Below are 17,291 nucleotides of genomic sequence, written 5' to 3'. Positions count from 1 at the left end.
TAATTCTATTTGCTGTTAACTATGTAACCTGCACTGGACATCTCGCTCTTTATCAAATCCATGTAGTCGTTATTCTCTATCATTAGAAATCTTCCTGATTTTTTCACCGAAAACGATGTTTTGATTTTTCCATCATCCATTAATATGTAAGAGCTTCCGTATCTGGCCTTTAAATAATCGCTATAATAAAGATAGAACAGATCCTTTGGCGTCACAACCATCGTGCCATTGTTATGGTTATTTTTCTCAACTGATAGATAAACAAGCTTTTTTTCATCCAGAACTATGGCGTCTGCTATTTTATTCTCCATTTTTAATTCCCTTACAGCATCAATGTAATCATTATCTATATCAACGGAGAACATCCTTTTATAATGCTCATCGTCAAAGAAGCCAAAGGTATTTAATATGCTTTTCAGCATGGTTTTTATTGCATCCTTTCTTGATATGCTTTCGTGTATAAATACATACCTTCTCTTATAATCGCGCGCCACTGCGTTTATCTTAAACAGCGACTTTATTGCGGATTTTACCCTGTATGATTCATGGATATCTCTTATTAGCTCTGATTCGGTTTTGCTATCATTTAATAATATCTTTACTATCCTTTCCTCGATATCATTTAATTTCCTTGATCTTATTGAACGGTATAAACTTATCATGTTCTTTGTAATGTACGTGCTGCTATCAAACGGGCCGTTTATTATGTATAAAAATCCGGATTCAAAGTATTTTTCCATGTCAGCCGGTTTTATGCCCGTGTATATGCCCTCGACATCTGTCCTTATGCCAAGATGCAGCCTCTCAAGCTTATTGTAATTCAGTGGCTGCTCGATCATCTCCGGCGTAAACATGGATATTAAATCATTCATGCTGTTTATAACCAATGCATTTGTATTGCAAAGGTATCTGCCATACCTTTTGTATTTATCATCATGAAGATCATTATTATCTATGACAATGCTATAGTTAAAATACCTAGAATTTATATAATCCAGGAAGCTTTTTTCCGATCCACTTTCAAGCTCAAGGCCCTCTATCCAGAGAACAGATCCACTGTCGAATATCCTCATGAAGCCGGACTCATGGCCGTTATCTATGAATATTGAAGAATCGTTGTCCGAAAATTTTCCAAGGTATATTAAAAGCGGGTCAAGAACGTTTACAATGATCCTTGATGGTCCAGAATCTCTGATATCACCATAATATACCTCATTTTTATAATACAATGGAACCCTGCCTGATAAATCAATTCTTGATGGGCTTACCCAGAAAAATCTTGTTAGCTCCTTTAATGTCACGGGCCCGAATTTATCCACAAGGTCTCTTACATCATTTCCTGGTTTGTATTTATAAATCCTTTTACCATCGTTTATAATCTCAAGGCGGTATTCAAGATCCTTTACAATAGCCTTTACAACGGAATCTCCAAGGCCTGTGAGTTTTGAAATCTCATTTATTCCAAGGCCATCCTCTATGTATTTAATTATCCGCTCATCGTTCCTGCCCGGATTTTCCCTTCTAAGATAATATAATGTGTCAAGCAGCCATTTAGCAATGTAGACATACCTGTTTTTTATTGCCCTTGTGTAATAAACGGCACCGGATTCCATCAGGCTCTTAAGATTATTATAATTGAAATTCTTCACCCTTGATTTTATGTTTTCCAGAGAAAAGGCGAAGCCATATTTATCAAAGTAATCTTCAATGGTATCGCATGGCTGTGAAAAATAGTTTATCCTCTTTTTGTTTATATCATCATTATTAACGTTTACAAGGTTCTTTAAATCAGATGATAGAATATACTGCCTAACAAACATTGGTGTAATATAATCGTTTACCACGGTTTTATTCATTATAAGATCATTCAACGCAGATTCCATTTCTGACTCGTTTACAGGTATTTTTATTATCAGCTCATCAAAGGAAAGCGGTCCATAGGCACCCAGAGTTAATTCAATGGCCCTTTTAATGGCATCGATTCTGTTTATTTCGCCTGGTTTTATATCATTCTTTATGTAAATGGTGATTTTATCCTTAACATGCTTTCTTATAATGTATGATGATTCCAGTTTTATAAGTGATGACTCTATTACATCATCATCGAGCTTTGTTTTCAACTTTATCTCCTTAAAGCTTGTGTTATCTATAACATCGTATATCATTTTATCAACGTCATTTAATTCGTGTTCTTTTCTAAACAACGTATAAAATATGTTATAGTAATCTATTGAAGTCCACTGTGTTGACCTTATAAAAACAGAGACTATCTTATCGCTATTTATTAATTCCTCTGTTGCGTTCTCTATATCTATTATTGAGTAATCATATGGACCGTTAAACCTTCTTTTAAATGGATCTATGTACGGGAAGTGCCTTGCAAAATCCATGTAGGATTCAATGCTGTCTATCCTTGGCACGTTATTTTTGTAGTAATTCTCAACAAGCCTCGCATCGTTTACAAGGAAGTTTATGCTGCTTCCATATATTTTATCAAGCAATTTATTCTGGAATTCCCTGAGAAGTTTTGATTTATCCTCCATTAAAACAACATCTGATGCGCCTGATATTATAAGATTATATGAAAACGGGCTTGTTTCCCTTGAATAGTCATTTATTTTAAACCTCCCCTTTTCTATAACATTTTTTATGTATAATAGCGCATGCTCCATATCCATAACATCATTTAATATCTCATTGTAAGTTTCCTTTATCACAGGAAAATTGTCCATGTTTTCAAGAACCCTGAGGAGCTTATCACTTCTTAGCTGCTGTCTGGTTACAGGCACATCTGCACTTTTATATTTCCTTAAGACCATCAATGCCCTTGTTGCACAGTATCTAAACCTCTGCTTAAACATCTCGGTATTCTCTATTGACCTTTTTAATATATCATCGAAGTTCCTGGATGTAAGCATTCTAATAACATCTTTTATCTCTATCTTTTTATCAAAGCTTATCATGAAACCATTATCATTGACACTTATCCTTGCATTGACGTCATAATTATTTGATATAATGTATGCATAGGCCCTGGAAAGGGCATCATTTACGCGCCTGCCCAGCGGTATATGGAATATTATATTGTAATTTTTATCCATGTAACCCTCTATTAAAAGGAAGTCCTCAGATGGTATTCCGTATGGTTTCTGGGCCTTTATGTATGATACAAGGCTCATGGCCCCAAACTCATCTATATAATAATTTTTCATCAGCCATTCCTTTGCGGAATTGTCATCCATGGAGGCAAGCTCCTTTCTGAATCTTCCTATTAATACACCAAGGTCATAGCTTCTTGGCAAAAGCTCGCCGGTCCAGGAAGGAACGGTTGGTGTCATGCCTGTGGCATCACTTACCATAACCCTGTTTCTAACGGTTTTTATAAATTTATATGTTCTTGCCCCAAGGACAAAGATATCGCCTTGTCTGAGTTTTTCAACAAACTTGTCGCTGAGCTGTCCTATCATCCTGCCATGGTCATTAAAAACGTTGTAGTTAGCCTCATCAGGTATGGTTCCAACGTTCATGAAATATATTAATCTAGTGCTCCTCTTCTTTCCAAAGGTTGATGTTTCCTCATCGTACCAGATCTTTGAGTAAATGGTATTGCCCTCTATCTTGCCGGACAGGTATTTTAATGTATATATAAAATCCCTGTAATCAAGGGTATGAAATGAAAACGAGTTTTTTATTATTTTATATGCCTCATCGACATTCCAGGTCTTTTCAAGGGCCATGCCAACAAGTGCCTGTGAAAGCACATCCAGCGGGTTTAAGGGAACCTGCACCCTGTCTATGTTATGATCATATGCAGCCCTTGTAAGCACAGTGCATTCCATTAAATCATCAATATCAAAGACAACAAGCCTGCCCTTGGAAAAGTCCCTCACACCATGGCCGGATCTGCCTATCCTCTGAAGTGCCCTGGAAACGGATTTCGGGCTTCCTATCTGTATTACAAGGTCTATGTATCCTATGTCTATGCCAAGCTCAAGGGACGTTGATGTTATAACGCATTTTAATTCACCGCGTTTTAATTTATTTTCAACATCGACCCTGGTCTCCTTTCCCAGGGATGAATGATGCGCCTCTATGTTTTCTATGCCACGGGCCTTTAAGCGCATGGCAACGTGTTCTGTAGAGCCCCTGGTGTTTGTGAATATCAATGTTGTTTTATGTGAATTTACCAGATCCACTATTATATCATACATCTTCTCGGTTGCTATTTCATAGCTTACCTTTGTAAGATCCTTTGACGGCGTTATAACCCTTAAGTCAAGGTATTTATTTGTGTTAACCTCTATTATCCTGCATTCACGCCTTTTTTCGCCATCGTATCCGCAGAGATAGGCCGCTATTAAATCCAGCGGCGCCTGCGTTGCGGATAAACCTATTCTAACAAAGTCGCCGGCTATATAAGCAAGCCTCTCAAGATTTAAAGATAGGAGCGATCCGCGCTTTGTTGATGAGATCTCATGTATCTCATCAACTATTACATACTCAACACCAAAGAACTTCTCCCTAAATTTATTTGCTGTTAAAACCAATGATAACGATTCAGGCGTTGTTATTAAAATATGCGGCGGCTTGCTCAACATCCTTGCCCTTTCCCTTGCATCAGTATCACCGGACCTTACAGCTATTCTTATATCAGGAAGATCAATTCCGTGACTCCTGGCTATTTCATATATCTCATTTAAAGGCGTTTTTAAATTTTTATTAACATCATTTGCAAGCGCCTTTAGAGGGCTTATATAAACACAGTATATCTTATCCTCAAGGCTGCCTGATCTTGCCTTTATAAAAAGCTCATTTATTATTGATAGAAAACCTGTAAGTGTTTTTCCGGTACCAGTTGGCGATGAAACAAGAACATTATTTTTATTATGAATTAAAGGTATGCCATACCTTTGTGGCTCGCTTAATGAATCGTATTTTGAGTTGAACCACTCTGCCACCACCGGGTCAAGAAACGGAAACTCATCCTCAATTCTGAAATCTGTGTACATAAAGACCTTATTAAAATGCTTAAAACTATTTAGCTTTTGTTAAAATTCTGTTTCATAAAAAACTTTTTATTTATTTTAAAAATATTAAAAGATGAGGATAGACGATAAAAATTTGCCCTCAATTGGGTTTGGGACATACAGGCTTGGCGGCAGCTCAACGCCAGTATATGAAAACGATGAATACGATTTAAACATTATAAAATATGCATTATCACGTGGATTAAGTGTAATAGATACAGCCGAGTACTATGGTAATGGTCATACCGAGGAGCTAGTTTCAAAGGCAATAAAGGATTTTAACAGGAATAATATATACATAATATCAAAGGTATGGCACAACCATTTACATTACGAGGATGTAATAAGATCGCTTAAAAACAGCCTGAAAAGGCTTAACACCAATTATATAGACCTTTATTTAATTCACTGGCCGAATAAATCTATACCATTAAATGAGACCCTATCAGCAATGGAATACCTGAAGGATTCAGGATACATAAGGGATATAGGTGTAAGCAACTTCAATGAGTCACTTCTTGACGAGGCATTATCATCCATGAAGAAATACGAGATCGTTGCAAACGAGATAGAATACAATCTGAACAACGCATCTGTCGTTGAGAACGATGTAATAAAATACTGTATTAAAAACAGGATATCGGTAATAGCATACTCGCCGTTAAACCGTGGATATTTAAACAGATCAATAGACAGCATCGCAAAGAAGAATAATATGAGCAATGTTCAGCTTACGCTTGCCTATTTAAAAAGGTTGTCACTGCCGATACCGATGTCAAGGAATATGAAACATATTGATGAAATAGTATCAGCCATGAAGATAGATCTAAGTGATGATGTTTATAATGAAGTAAGAAATTCCATATTATGATTATTGATTACATAAAGGGCCATGTCGATAATGATAAAGACGCCTCGATAATAGCCGCAATGATGTATGCAAGGGCCATTGGCCTTGAGTACAATTTTGACATAAATCCATACAGATCAAAATATCCTGAACTTTACAAAAAAATGGAATCAATGCTTGATAACGTTAATTTGCGTGATATATTATTTTATAGAATAAATTCAAAGAAGGACGAAATAAAAAACATAATTAAGAAATACAATAAAAACCTTGTTTATATCTCGCTTGCAGGCACTCTTGGATATGCATCGATATCTTCAATGCTTGGCCTTCAGCTTCTCTCAGGCTTTTCATGGAATATCGACAGATTTAATGAATTTAAAAGGGATGAGATAGAAACAATGCAGGACATGATTCAATATATAATAGAGGATGTATGGAACTTTCTTGAGGAATTTGTCAGCATAGGCATTGCAATAGAATTCTACGGCTCATACACAACGAACATAGCAATGCCATTGAGGGAGATGATTGATTCAGGAATAGAGATAAATAGAACAGATTTAAAAATAGATTACTTTAAATCGTTGAATGATGCCGGGAAAGAGGCCTTTGTAAGATCGCTCATTTCATAATATTATTTAATATAATAATTTAGTTATTACCGTAATTTTTTTAAAGAGACCAAAAAAGCTTTTTATCCATAAATGAATCATAATAGAATGAAGATTTACGCTGAGATATATCCATATTCAAAAAAGGATTCATTGCTCGATGAGATAGAATCAATATCGCAGTTCGATGGCATAGACATTCCTGATAACCCGCTTGGCTATCCCACAATGAGCCCGGAGGTTATTGCATACATAATTAAAAATTACTATGATAATAAGGATATAATAATAAACCAGAGGTTAAAGGATATAAATGAATTGAAGTTAAGGTCATTAATAAAAACGGCGAAATTCCTTGGTGTGTCAATGGCGTTTACCCTTGGTGACGATCCAAAATACGGCATATCTGTGAACGATGTCGATTCATTAAAAGCTTTTGAAATAGCACACAAAAGGCATCTAAGAGCCGGTCTTATACTAAGCCTTAGAAAACCTGAATCTTTAATCAGGGAAAGATTAAAAACAAGGGCCGATTTCTTTTTGGGCACGAACTTTGATGGCCTTACATTTTACAATGATGAAAGGATAATACCATATATTATAATAGAAACAGAAAAGAATAGAAACATTATAAGATCAATGAGGCAGCACAGCTTTAATTTAAATGAGGTCTACGATCTTTTCTATATCCTTGATTATAGTGCCGTTTTATTATCATGCCCTGGCGACTTTGAATCACTTTCATTTATAATAAACAGGCTCTAATTTTATATATTATGCATCGATATTTATACGTGGAAGGATTCAGACCAAGAGGCTGGCAGGATGGAATAACCTCGACGATTCTGTCAAATTTAAATAATAATGGCAAGATCGCACTGGAGGCCCCAACGGGCTCAGGTAAAACAAGCTTTATACTGTATCTTGCATTTCTGTCCGGGAAAAAATTTATATACAGTGTTAGAACGCACAATGAATTCACAAGGATATACGAGGATAACAAAAGATTCTTTAATCTGGATATTGCATACATGTTTGGTAAAAAATCATTGTGCCCGCTGCCGGACAGGTGGCTTGAAAATGATGATTCAGACCGTGATATATGCACCGGCTGCTTTTTAAAGGACAAAACCATTGATGTCAAATTTGATATGGAGCCCGAGGAACTATGTAATTTTTTATTAAGGGAATCCATGGAGAATATAAACATAGATATAAAGAACAGATCCCTTGTTAAAAATGAAAAGGGTGATTATTATTATAAAAGGGAGAAGAACTCTCTTGGATTCTGCCCGTACTATTCTGTTAGGCTGTCTGCATTATCTCATAATATAATAGTAATGACGTATAATTATCTTTTAAATCCGGGAATAAGGTACAGAACCTTTGGCATTGAAAATTTTAATGATTACTGCATAGTTTTTGACGAGGCGCATAACATAGACGATTTTGTTGAGAACTTTGGGAGATCATTAAGGCCAAAAACCGTTGAAAGAGCCATAGAACAGTCAATGAACTATTTTCCGGTTAAAGAATACAAATGCAATGATAGGACAAGGCTTGGCATAATGCTTGAAAGATTACTATTAGAGCTCGATTTAAAAGAATCCGGAACATTAAAAAGATTTTCATTCTCAAAGGATTTCATTGATAATCTTGATATAGATATAATAAAAAGATTCAGCGACATGTTCAATGACATAAATGAGAAAAACCCTGCAGGGCAAAGGCATAGAAATTACCTAGAATCATTATACAATTTTCTATATGATGTATTTAATTCTGAGAATTCTGGTTTATACTATTACAGCGATAAAAATGGAATATTATTGAAAATCATGTACTATGATGTATCATCATTTTTAAGATTTTTAAACAGCTCACCCGTGATTTTCATGTCTGGAACCATGCCGTCACCGGAGCATATATCACTGGTCTGGGGTTTTGAAAATATTATTTACATATCAGTAGAAAAAATCTTTAAAAATGCCGGCGGCGAGAAAAAATACCATATTGTCACAGGGTTTACAACATTGAATAAATACAGATTAAAAAGCGACACCTGGGAGCCAATGTTAAAAAAATACATGGATTTTATCAAAGAAAGATATAACAGCGCATCAGGCTCGGTTCTTGTTGCCGTACCGGCTTACAGCATCCTCTCTGGGGATAAAAGTATATCATCATTTATAGATGATGATATAAAACCGCATGTTATAATTGAAACAAGAAAATTATCATTTTCTTATATAAAGGGCAGGGCATTAAGGGAAAAACTGTTAATATTTTCCGTTCATGGTGGTAAACTTCTCGAAGGCGTTCAGCTTGTAAATAAAAACAGGAGCCTGATAAGCGATGTCATAATAATGGGCCTTCCATTAATACCAATGGACGATTACAGAACCGATAAAATAAAGTTCATTGAAAGGCAATCCAAAAGGAATATGCAGGATAATCTTTACTATGAAAACGCAATGATAAAGGTAAAGCAGGCCGCTGGCAGATCAACAAGGTCTGAAAACGATGTCGCCGATATATGGCTCTGCGACGATCGCTTTTCATTAGCTTACTGGCGTGACATCTTTCAAAATTAAACCGGCCAGAAGATCTTTGCAAGCTCAACTATAACGGCCATGGCTATGCCTATGTATATAATTAGCTTTGGATCAAGTGCCGGGCCCTTTATCTCCTCCTCATTAAAGTACCTTATAAGTCCGGCTCCGGACTGGAAATTTTCATTTGTATTGTTCTTTGGCATGATTAATTGAATTAAAATGTTTGATTTAAACTTTTTTAATCATTTCTATATTTAAAAGTGTAACAGTATGCGCAAGAATAATATAATACATAGCAATTCACTATTAGGCTCCCGTGGTGTAGTCCGGCCAAGCATTAGGGACTCTCAATCCCCCGACTCGGGTTCAAATCCCGACGGGAGCATTATTGCAGATTTTTATAATGAAAAATTTCCTTACAGATCAATACAGAATATATTTTTAAATAAAAATATTGATTATTTTATTATATCCTTTAATGGAACCGCGTATGCATAGTTTGTTATTGAATCCTCTATTAATGTATTTCCAACTATCAGTGGCTGCTGTATTGCGTAGATATAGTTTGTTGTATAGTTAGCTATTATTGAGCCGGTTGTTGCATTTATTATTGTTATATTATTCAGATCCGGAACAAAAAGCATGTTATTGTAATATGCTGGCTCATCGTGCAAAAAGGCATACACGCTCAGCTCTGGAGATTTCCATAGAATCCTTCCGTTTGTTACATTCACTGCTATTATCCTATGGTCTATTATTGATGGCACATATGCTATACCATTAATTATTAAAGGCGAGTTTCCGTTATTTGTACCGCCAACATGAAACCTTTTTGTGAGGTTTTCATTTATTATTATTTTCCCTGTCTTTATACTGGCAACAATGAAGGCCTGTTTTATTGAGATCTCCTTAAGCTCAGGCCCATAGTATACCGGATACGCTGTGAATGTGTCAACGATGTTTCCATTGTATATTGCGGGAACCGCATCACCTGCACCGGATGTTGCTGCAAACGGCAGCCTTATTATTTTGTACAATGTTCCATTTGTATATAATTCAACAAATGCAGACATGTTCGTTGGATAACCCGATGAAAACCCGGCAATTATTAATTTCATCGGCCTGTAATATAATAATGATGCCATGTTTGCGGAGCCATTGTAATGGTATTTCCATATAGTATTACCATTTGTTAGGTTCATTGAATATATATTTCCGTCACCATCGTCCCAGATCAACTGGTTATTCGCTATCACACCCGTTGGCATTGCCTGTGCTTTTGTTAAATGCAGCCATAAAGGCCTTCCTGTTGTGGCATTAAACGCAAGTATGCCTGTTAAACCTGAATACCTGCCACGGTAGCCACCGCCAAATGCATTTAAAAGACCCTGATCATATGTAAAGAATGCAGATCCAAGTCCAACGTAACCTATGTTTTTATAAACAAGCGTTTCAGACATTATTGATGACGGGACACTTAGTGAAAATATCACATTGCCTGTTTTATCATTTATTCCATAGACCATACCGTCCGATGACGTTATGTAAACTATGCCATTTACAATCGTTGGTGCAACAACGTCACCGACCATCTGTGTGTATCCCGGAATCCAGCCATAGCCAAGCTCCTTAAAATCCTTATAAAAAACGCTTATATTGTCCTCAAAGGCATCGCTCTGTTTTAACGTCCATCTTGCGGAAAGATTACCATTGACTGTATTATCCCTTGAGTTGTTATTTGCATATTCAATGTAGCTTGATGGTCCTGTTATTAAAAGATTTTTTAGATTATTTTTGTAATATACATCGCACACCGGAATTCCGTTTAGATATTCCATGTATTTCTTTTCAGGCTTTTTTATCGGTTCATGGTAATAGTATCCACCGGCAAAGGCTGCTCCTATAAATAAAACCACGATTATTATTATAATTATATTTCTAGATCTTTTATCCATTTTAATCATAATTATGAGTAATATATCATATTTAAACATTATTTTTCATACTAAGTATCTTTGAAAGAAATTATAATTTTTTCGATGAAAAATGCATAAATATGATAAAATAAAACATTCAATAACGTATTTAAAAATTAAAAAAATTATATCATAATAAATGAAAATAAATTAAACAATATTATAATTAGTAGAACTTTCTGGCAGCAGAATCTAGGCCTTCAAATGACATCGGATGCTGATGTGACATCTCTGCAAGGTCTCTTAGGCTTAAACCCCTGGAAACACAAAGGGCTATCTCATTTATAATATTGCCGGCATCATTGCCTATTACGTAGCCGCCAATGATCTTCATTCTCTTATCAAAAACCAATGTTATTTCACCGTAAACCTCGTTGTTTATCTCTGCCAGGGAATCCTTTTTCATATCGTATGTGGCCTCGTAATGCTCTATACCAAGCCTTTCAGCCTGTGCTGGGAGTATGCCAACGTATGCGAGCTGTGGTATTGTATATAAAGTAAATGGAACCGAGATTGGATCAAAGTAATCAACAGGTACATTTCCGGCCATGATGTTATTTGCCGCTATTATCGACTGCCTCTTTGCAGCATGGAACAGTGGTGTTATGCCATTTACATCCCCGGTTGCATATATATTTTTAATGTTTGTCTGCATTGACATGTTTACATTTATTCCATGCTTTGTATACTTTATTCCAAGGTCGTCAAGTCCTTCAGGAAGCACAGGATGCCTGCCTGCAGCCATCATTACCATATCAGATACAATCTCACCATCGTTTAATAAAACCTTTAATTTATCGTTGAATTTTTCTATGGATTTAACCTCACTTGATGTTTTTACATCCATCCTTGGAAGAAGAGGTATTAATTTATCTATTATATCGGTCTCCATGCTTTCCAGTATTCTATCAAGCATCTCTATTATTGTAACCCTTGAGCCTAAAATGGATAGAAATGAGCCTGTTTCAACGCCTATGTAGCCACCACCAATAATTGTTATGCTTTCCGGGACGCTTTTTATTTTTGGATCCATTGAGTAAAAATCCCTGCTTGTTACCGCAAGCTCGCTTCCCTTTATATTTGGTATAAATGTATCAGCACCAGTGGCTATTATTATATTATCTGCGTGATACCTCTCAATGCCGGTGCCTGTGTCAACCTCCACGGTATTTTCGTCAACGAGCCTTCCAGTGCCCTTTATTATCTTTAGATCCGCCTCACCAAGCTCCCTATCATGGTCACTGTAACGCAGCCTTTGGACGCTATCCTTATGATCAACAATTTTTTTGTAATCCACTTTAAGGTCAAGGATTCCCTTTAATGTATTGTATTTATGAACGGATTCTATAATTGCCTTTGAAGGAACGCAGCCCTCTGAAAGGCAGTTTCCTGACATTACTCCCTTCTTGTCTATCATGATTACATTATAACCTGATCTCTTCAGTTTAAATGCGGCCGGATATGCGGCACCCCCAGCCCCAATTGTTACAACATCGTATTCTTTCATAATTGATTATCATTTTAAGTAAAAAAAAGTTTGTATTAGTCTAAAAATTTGCATTTAACATAATTCCTAAACATAATGTTTATGTTTTAAGTATAAATAAATGAGCATGGGGATCTCAGTCAGGGACGCAATGAACAAGAGGCCGCTTTACATAAATGATAATGAGAGTATTGAAAAGGCCGCCAGCATAATGTCCGGTGAAAACAAGGGATCCATTCTTGTTGGAACCCCTGAAAAATTAACAGGAATAGTAACAGAGCGCGACATAATCAGGGCAATAGCAAAATCGATTCCTGTTAACGACAATGTATCAAAGATAGCAACAAAGAATAACCTAATATTTATAGATGAGGATGAACCGATAACAAAGGCCGCTGCACTGATGGGAAAACATAACATAAGGCATTTGATAGTTAAATCAAAATCAGGAAAGGTTACAGGAATAATATCAACAAGGGATCTTTTCAGGGAAAAGGACATTATAAGGAATCTCGGCAATATTAATGATAGTGACTGGGAGGGAAGTGATTAATATGAGTATAAGTCTTGGTCTTGAGGACGTTTTCATAAAGTACACATCATTAACATCGATAGATGGTGAAAAGGGGGAGCTCAGGTACAGGGGTTATGATATAAAAGATCTCGTTGAACACTGCTCCTTTGAGGAGGTTGCCTATCTAATGTTTTACGGCGAGCTTCCAAAAAGGGACGAGCTAGAACACTTTAAAAGCAATGTAATGAAGAATTATAAAATTCCTGAAAATGTAAAAAACATCATAAAAAACATGCCAAGGGATGGCGATGCCCTTGCAATCATGGAGGCAGCCTTCGCGGCATTGAGCACCGAGGAATACACATGGGAAAAGGAAAGGGATCGTGAAAAGGCCGCAGAGATTATGGGCCGCGCCCTTGGAATTGTCTCGGCTGTCTTTAGGTACAGGGACGGAAGGGAAATAAAGGATCCTGAGAATAAGGGTTATGCCGAGGCATTTCTTAATGCATGCTTTGATTCAGGCATAGATGAGGATAAAATAAAGGCAATGAACGCAGCATTGATACTTTACATAGATCATGAGGTACCGGCATCAACCACGGCAGCACTTGTTGCATCATCAACGTTATCTGATATGTACTCATGTGTTACAGCAGCAATAGCTGCACTGAAGGGCCCGCTTCACGGAGGGGCGGCAGAGGCTGCCTATAAGCAGTTCCTTGCAATAAAATCCCCTGAAAACGTTGATTCATGGTTCAATGAAAATATATTAAACAATAAAAAGAGGTTAATGGGCTTTGGCCACAGGGTTTATAAAACATACGATCCAAGGATGTTAATCTTCAAGGAGCTTGCAAGGAAAAATGCAAAAACCGATGAACAGAAAAAAATACTTGAGCTTGCAGAGAGGCTTGAGGCTCTGGGCGTTAAGAACTTTGGCCAGAAAAAGATCTTTCCAAACACTGATTACTATTCAGGCATAGTCTTTAATGAGATAGGCTTTCCATTATACATGTTCACAACGCTCTTCGCACTTTCAAGGGTTGTTGGCTGGGTTGCACACATATCAGAGTACGTTGAGAGCGAGGAGAGATTAATAAGGCCAAGGGCAATATATATAGGCCCTGAGAAGAGAGATGTTGTACCAATAGATAAAAGATAATATTATTAAATATTATTTTATATTAGCCCATGAAGTTTGATAGAAAACGAATAGCAGAGATGAGAAAATTATACATACCTGATTCAAAGGTTCTTGAGGCGATGAACATTCAGCCAGATGACAGGATAATAGATTTTGGCGCCGGTGATGGTTACTATTCAATCTTGTTCTCAAACTTTTTAAGATGTGGTTACGTTTATGCCATTGAGAACGATGATGAGGCCATATCAATGATAAATGAAAGGATAAATGATAATAAAAAGGTTCAGATCATCAATGGCGATCTCTGTGATATGGAGCTTCCAGAGCATAACAAGGCATTTTTTTCAAACGTTTTTCATGATATAGAATGCAGGGATAAATTAATGAAAAAGATAGTTAATACAAAGTATGTTGTTTTAATAGAATTTAAAAAGGGTACAAATTTTGGGCCGCCTGAAAGCATAAAGATAAATCAGGATGAGCTTGAAAGCATCTTTAATAAATATGATTTTAAACGGGACATGCACATAGAACTTGAAATGCATTACATAGACAGGTATATAAAATAACTGCAAATGCGCTGGGAGGGAGATTTGAACTCCCGAGCTATTTCAGCACAGGTTTTCCAGACCTGCGCCCTACCAGGCTAGGCTATCCCAGCATCAATTCTGAATCGAATCTTAGATTATGAATATTACGGTTATAAAATCCTTTCAAATATTGGTATTGTCTGCGATCTCTGGACGCCGTCCATTGTTCTAAGCTTTTCAAGGACAAATTCTGATAGATCCTTCATTGATTTCTGCACAGTCAATATTATTATATCCCAGTCTCCTGTTATTATGGATGCTGATATTACGTTTTCCATTGCGGCAAGATTCCTGCAAAGTGTCTTCTGATCCACCTTTGCCTTGGAATCGTACTCTATTAATATGTATGCCATAACTGAATAACCAAGCTTTTCATAGTCAAGGTCAACAGTGTACTTTTTTATAAAGCCCTCCTTTCTTAAACGCTCCATCCTTTCAAAAACCGTGGCCCTTGGTATCTGAAGGCTGTTCGAAATATCAGATATCTTATCACGGCCATGATCCCTTAAATATGATATAATCTCCATATCCTTCTTATCAACCTTGTCCAGCATTAAAACAAAATGACAAGGAAGTATTTAAATAAAACTATTTTTGTTTATTATTTTGATTAAAATGTTTATTAATTCAAAAATGCTTATGATATTATGTCAATGAATATTGAAGAATATGTACAGAATGAGATAGAATACTCATTAAAGCATCTCGGCGATGAGAAGGTCAGGCATGCAATAAAGGTTGGCAGTGATATACGCGGATACATATCAGAGTTCCTTAGGGGAAAAGGCTATATAGAAATACCTCCTGTAATAATATCGCCGTTAACAGACCCATTAAACCATCCTGTTTATGATCCAAAGATAAGTGCATATGGCGGTGACCTATGGCTTACAAAGAGCATGATCTTCCATAAGCAGATTGCAGTTCAGTCATTAAAAAAGATATTTATAATGTCACCAAACATCAGGCTTGAGGTTGAGGAAAAGTCCAAGACTGGCAGGCACCTTTACGAATTCACTCAGGTCGATATCGAGGCTCTTGAAAAGACCAGGGAGGAGATGATGGATCTGGCAGAAGATCTCATTATATACACAATAAAAAAGATAAAGGAAAACGATGCAGATGAGCTTAAATTCTTTAAGAGGTCACTGCCAGATTTCAAGAAGCCATTCCGGAAGATCACGTACATGGAGGCCGAGAAAAAATATGGAAAGGACTTTGAGCGCGAGCTATCAATGGAATCAAAGGAGCCTGTATGGTTAATAGATATACCATTAGAGGCAAGGGAATTCTATGATCGTGAATACGATGATAAGCCCGGAATACTAAGGGACATGGATTTAATATGGCCGGAAGGATACCAGGAAGCATCATCCGGCGGCGAGAGGGAATATGAGCTGCCAAGAATAATAGAAAGGATACACAAGAAAGGCCAAACAGAGGAGCAGTTCAAATGGTTTATTGAACTTGCAAGGCACGGTATAAAGATGTCTGCAGGCTTTGGCATAGGCATTGAAAGGTTTACAAGGTATGTCTGCGGTCTTGAGAGGATAGAGGATACAAATCCATTCCCAAAGGTACCTGGTAAGGTCTCATTATAATATTATTTTTAATTCTTTAGAATCAATGCATCTTATGGCGCTGGGAGGGAGATTTGAACTCCCGAGCTACAGAGAGCAGTAGATTTCGGGTCTACCGCCTTACCGGGCTAGGCTATCCCAGCATCAATGCATAATTAAAAAATCACATAAAAATTTTTCATTTTAATTTCATGTGCTCCTTCATCATGCATTTATCCATTACCACGGTAATATTATTTTCCTCAGCGAGTTTTTTTGCATCCTCGTTAATTATTCCTTCCTGCATCCATATAACCTTTGGTTTTTTATTCAATGATTGCCTCACAATGTCAAGAACCGCCTCCGGCCTTCTGAATATCTCTATTACATCTATATTCTCATCCACATCTGATATATCCCTGTATGATTTTATGCCATCCCAGGACTCTATGTTTGGATTTACCGGTATAATATTATATCCATGATCCCTTAGGTATTTTGGAACGTAGTATCCGGGCCTGTCAGGCTTGTCAGATATACCGATTACTGCTATATTTCTATATTTTTTCAGAATCTCGGATGTATCCATATTTATAAATCCGCGCTGGATATTAAACCTTTCTGATGTATAAATTTAAATACTTTTTATCAATATTAAAAATCTATGTTTTGCCCAAAATGCGGTTCTCTTATGACTCCATCAAATGGAAAATACATATGCAGAAGCTGTGGTTACGAGATGTCAAAGGGAGCTGAAAAGAGTACAAAAATAGTTAATAAGAGCTCAGATAAGGAAATTATAATGATAGAAAAGGAGGTAAATGCAGAGCCCCTTGACAGTGAGGCTGTATGTCCAAAATGCCATCATGTTGGTGCATACTATCTTTTAAAGCAGACAAGATCTGCAGATGAGCCTGAAACAAAATTTTACACATGTGCAGCATGCGGCTACAGATGGCGTGAGTATTGAAAATAT

Annotated in this window: 15 protein-coding genes and 3 tRNA genes; 10 read left to right on the top strand and 8 right to left on the bottom strand. The window is 36.6% G+C overall.

The window, feature by feature from the left end; genetic code table 11:
* Positions 1-5: 5 nt before the first annotated feature.
* Positions 6-5,009, bottom strand: a complete 5,004-nt coding sequence (locus B8780_RS00455; RefSeq protein WP_084272284.1) for an ATP-dependent helicase — start codon at positions 5,007-5,009, stop codon at positions 6-8.
* Between the two features lie 91 nt (positions 5,010-5,100).
* Between B8780_RS00455 and B8780_RS00450 the strand changes: the two genes are divergently transcribed.
* From B8780_RS00450 to B8780_RS00435, 4 genes are all read left to right on the top strand, one after another.
* Complete coding sequence (locus tag B8780_RS00450; protein WP_084272283.1) at positions 5,101-5,898, top strand: aldo/keto reductase; 798 nt, start codon at positions 5,101-5,103, stop codon at positions 5,896-5,898.
* A complete protein-coding gene (locus B8780_RS00445) occupies positions 5,895-6,512 on the top strand; it encodes a hypothetical protein (protein ID WP_011177683.1) in 618 nt (205 codons plus the stop codon). Before B8780_RS00450 ends, B8780_RS00445 begins: the two co-directional genes overlap by 4 nt.
* Before the next feature lie 87 nt (positions 6,513-6,599).
* Complete coding sequence (locus B8780_RS00440; protein WP_084272282.1) at positions 6,600-7,256, top strand: hypothetical protein; 657 nt, start codon at positions 6,600-6,602, stop codon at positions 7,254-7,256.
* Between the two features lie 29 nt (positions 7,257-7,285).
* Positions 7,286-9,085, top strand: coding sequence for a helicase C-terminal domain-containing protein (locus B8780_RS00435; RefSeq protein WP_236719335.1), 1,800 nt, complete (start codon positions 7,286-7,288; stop codon positions 9,083-9,085).
* Here B8780_RS00435 and B8780_RS00430 read toward each other — a convergent pair.
* Positions 9,082-9,249 carry a preprotein translocase subunit Sec61beta gene (locus B8780_RS00430; RefSeq protein ID WP_011177686.1) on the bottom strand — a complete coding sequence of 56 codons (168 nt, stop codon included), beginning with the start codon at positions 9,247-9,249 and terminating at the stop codon, positions 9,082-9,084. The two genes, B8780_RS00435 and B8780_RS00430, sit on opposite strands and share 4 nt — an antisense overlap.
* A gap of 107 nt (positions 9,250-9,356) precedes the next feature.
* On the opposite strand from B8780_RS00430, the gene B8780_RS00425 reads away from it, so the two are divergent.
* Positions 9,357-9,431, top strand: a tRNA-Glu gene (locus B8780_RS00425).
* Between the two features lie 73 nt (positions 9,432-9,504).
* On the opposite strand, the gene B8780_RS00420 is transcribed toward B8780_RS00425, so the two are convergent.
* Together B8780_RS00420 and B8780_RS00415 are read right to left on the bottom strand one after the other, a co-directional pair.
* Positions 9,505-11,001: a PQQ-binding-like beta-propeller repeat protein gene (locus tag B8780_RS00420; protein WP_161939658.1), complete on the bottom strand. Its 1,497-nt coding sequence runs from the start codon at positions 10,999-11,001 to the stop codon at positions 9,505-9,507.
* 187 nt (positions 11,002-11,188) lie between these two features.
* On the bottom strand, positions 11,189-12,529 hold the full coding sequence (locus B8780_RS00415) for a dihydrolipoyl dehydrogenase (RefSeq protein ID WP_084272279.1): 1,341 nt from the start codon (positions 12,527-12,529) through the stop codon (positions 11,189-11,191).
* Positions 12,530-12,635: 106 nt separating this feature from the next.
* On the opposite strand from B8780_RS00415, the gene B8780_RS00410 reads away from it, so the two are divergent.
* The 3 genes from B8780_RS00410 to B8780_RS00400 are packed head-to-tail and all read left to right on the top strand — an operon-like array spanning position 12,636 to position 14,735.
* A complete protein-coding gene (locus B8780_RS00410; protein WP_153274121.1) occupies positions 12,636-13,061 on the top strand; it encodes a CBS domain-containing protein in 426 nt (141 codons plus the stop codon).
* 1 nt (position 13,062) lies between these two features.
* A complete protein-coding gene (gene gltA / locus B8780_RS00405) occupies positions 13,063-14,184 on the top strand; it encodes a citrate synthase (protein WP_011177690.1) in 1,122 nt (373 codons plus the stop codon).
* A 29-nt stretch (positions 14,185-14,213) separates the two neighbouring features.
* Positions 14,214-14,735 (top strand): class I SAM-dependent methyltransferase, encoded by a 522-nt coding sequence (locus B8780_RS00400; RefSeq protein WP_084272278.1) that lies wholly within the window; start codon positions 14,214-14,216, stop codon positions 14,733-14,735.
* A gap of 9 nt (positions 14,736-14,744) precedes the next feature.
* Here the strand turns inward: B8780_RS00400 and B8780_RS00395 are convergent.
* Together B8780_RS00395 and B8780_RS00390 are read right to left on the bottom strand one after the other, a co-directional pair.
* Positions 14,745-14,827, bottom strand: a tRNA-Ser gene (locus B8780_RS00395).
* A gap of 39 nt (positions 14,828-14,866) precedes the next feature.
* On the bottom strand, positions 14,867-15,310 hold the full coding sequence (locus B8780_RS00390) for an Lrp/AsnC family transcriptional regulator (RefSeq protein WP_084272277.1): 444 nt from the start codon (positions 15,308-15,310) through the stop codon (positions 14,867-14,869).
* Between the two features lie 93 nt (positions 15,311-15,403).
* On the opposite strand from B8780_RS00390, the gene B8780_RS00385 reads away from it, so the two are divergent.
* On the top strand, positions 15,404-16,357 hold the full coding sequence (locus B8780_RS00385; protein ID WP_084272276.1) for an asparagine synthetase A: 954 nt from the start codon (positions 15,404-15,406) through the stop codon (positions 16,355-16,357).
* Between the two features lie 35 nt (positions 16,358-16,392).
* Here the strand turns inward: B8780_RS00385 and B8780_RS00380 are convergent.
* Positions 16,393-16,479, bottom strand: a tRNA-Ser gene (locus B8780_RS00380).
* A gap of 35 nt (positions 16,480-16,514) precedes the next feature.
* Entirely contained in the window at positions 16,515-16,904 is a 390-nt protein-coding gene (locus B8780_RS00375; RefSeq protein ID WP_011177694.1) for a CoA-binding protein, read from the bottom strand.
* Between the two features lie 75 nt (positions 16,905-16,979).
* Here B8780_RS00375 and B8780_RS00370 point away from each other — a divergent pair, with 75 nt between their 5' ends.
* On the top strand, positions 16,980-17,285 hold the full coding sequence (locus B8780_RS00370) for a transcription factor S (protein WP_011177695.1): 306 nt from the start codon (positions 16,980-16,982) through the stop codon (positions 17,283-17,285).
* The last annotated feature ends 6 nt before the right edge of the window (positions 17,286-17,291 follow it).

Source organism: Picrophilus oshimae DSM 9789 (assembly GCF_900176435.1).
Lineage (GTDB): Archaea > Thermoplasmatota > Thermoplasmata > Thermoplasmatales > Thermoplasmataceae > Picrophilus > Picrophilus oshimae.
This window is presented reverse-complemented; position numbering and strand designations above follow the sequence as displayed.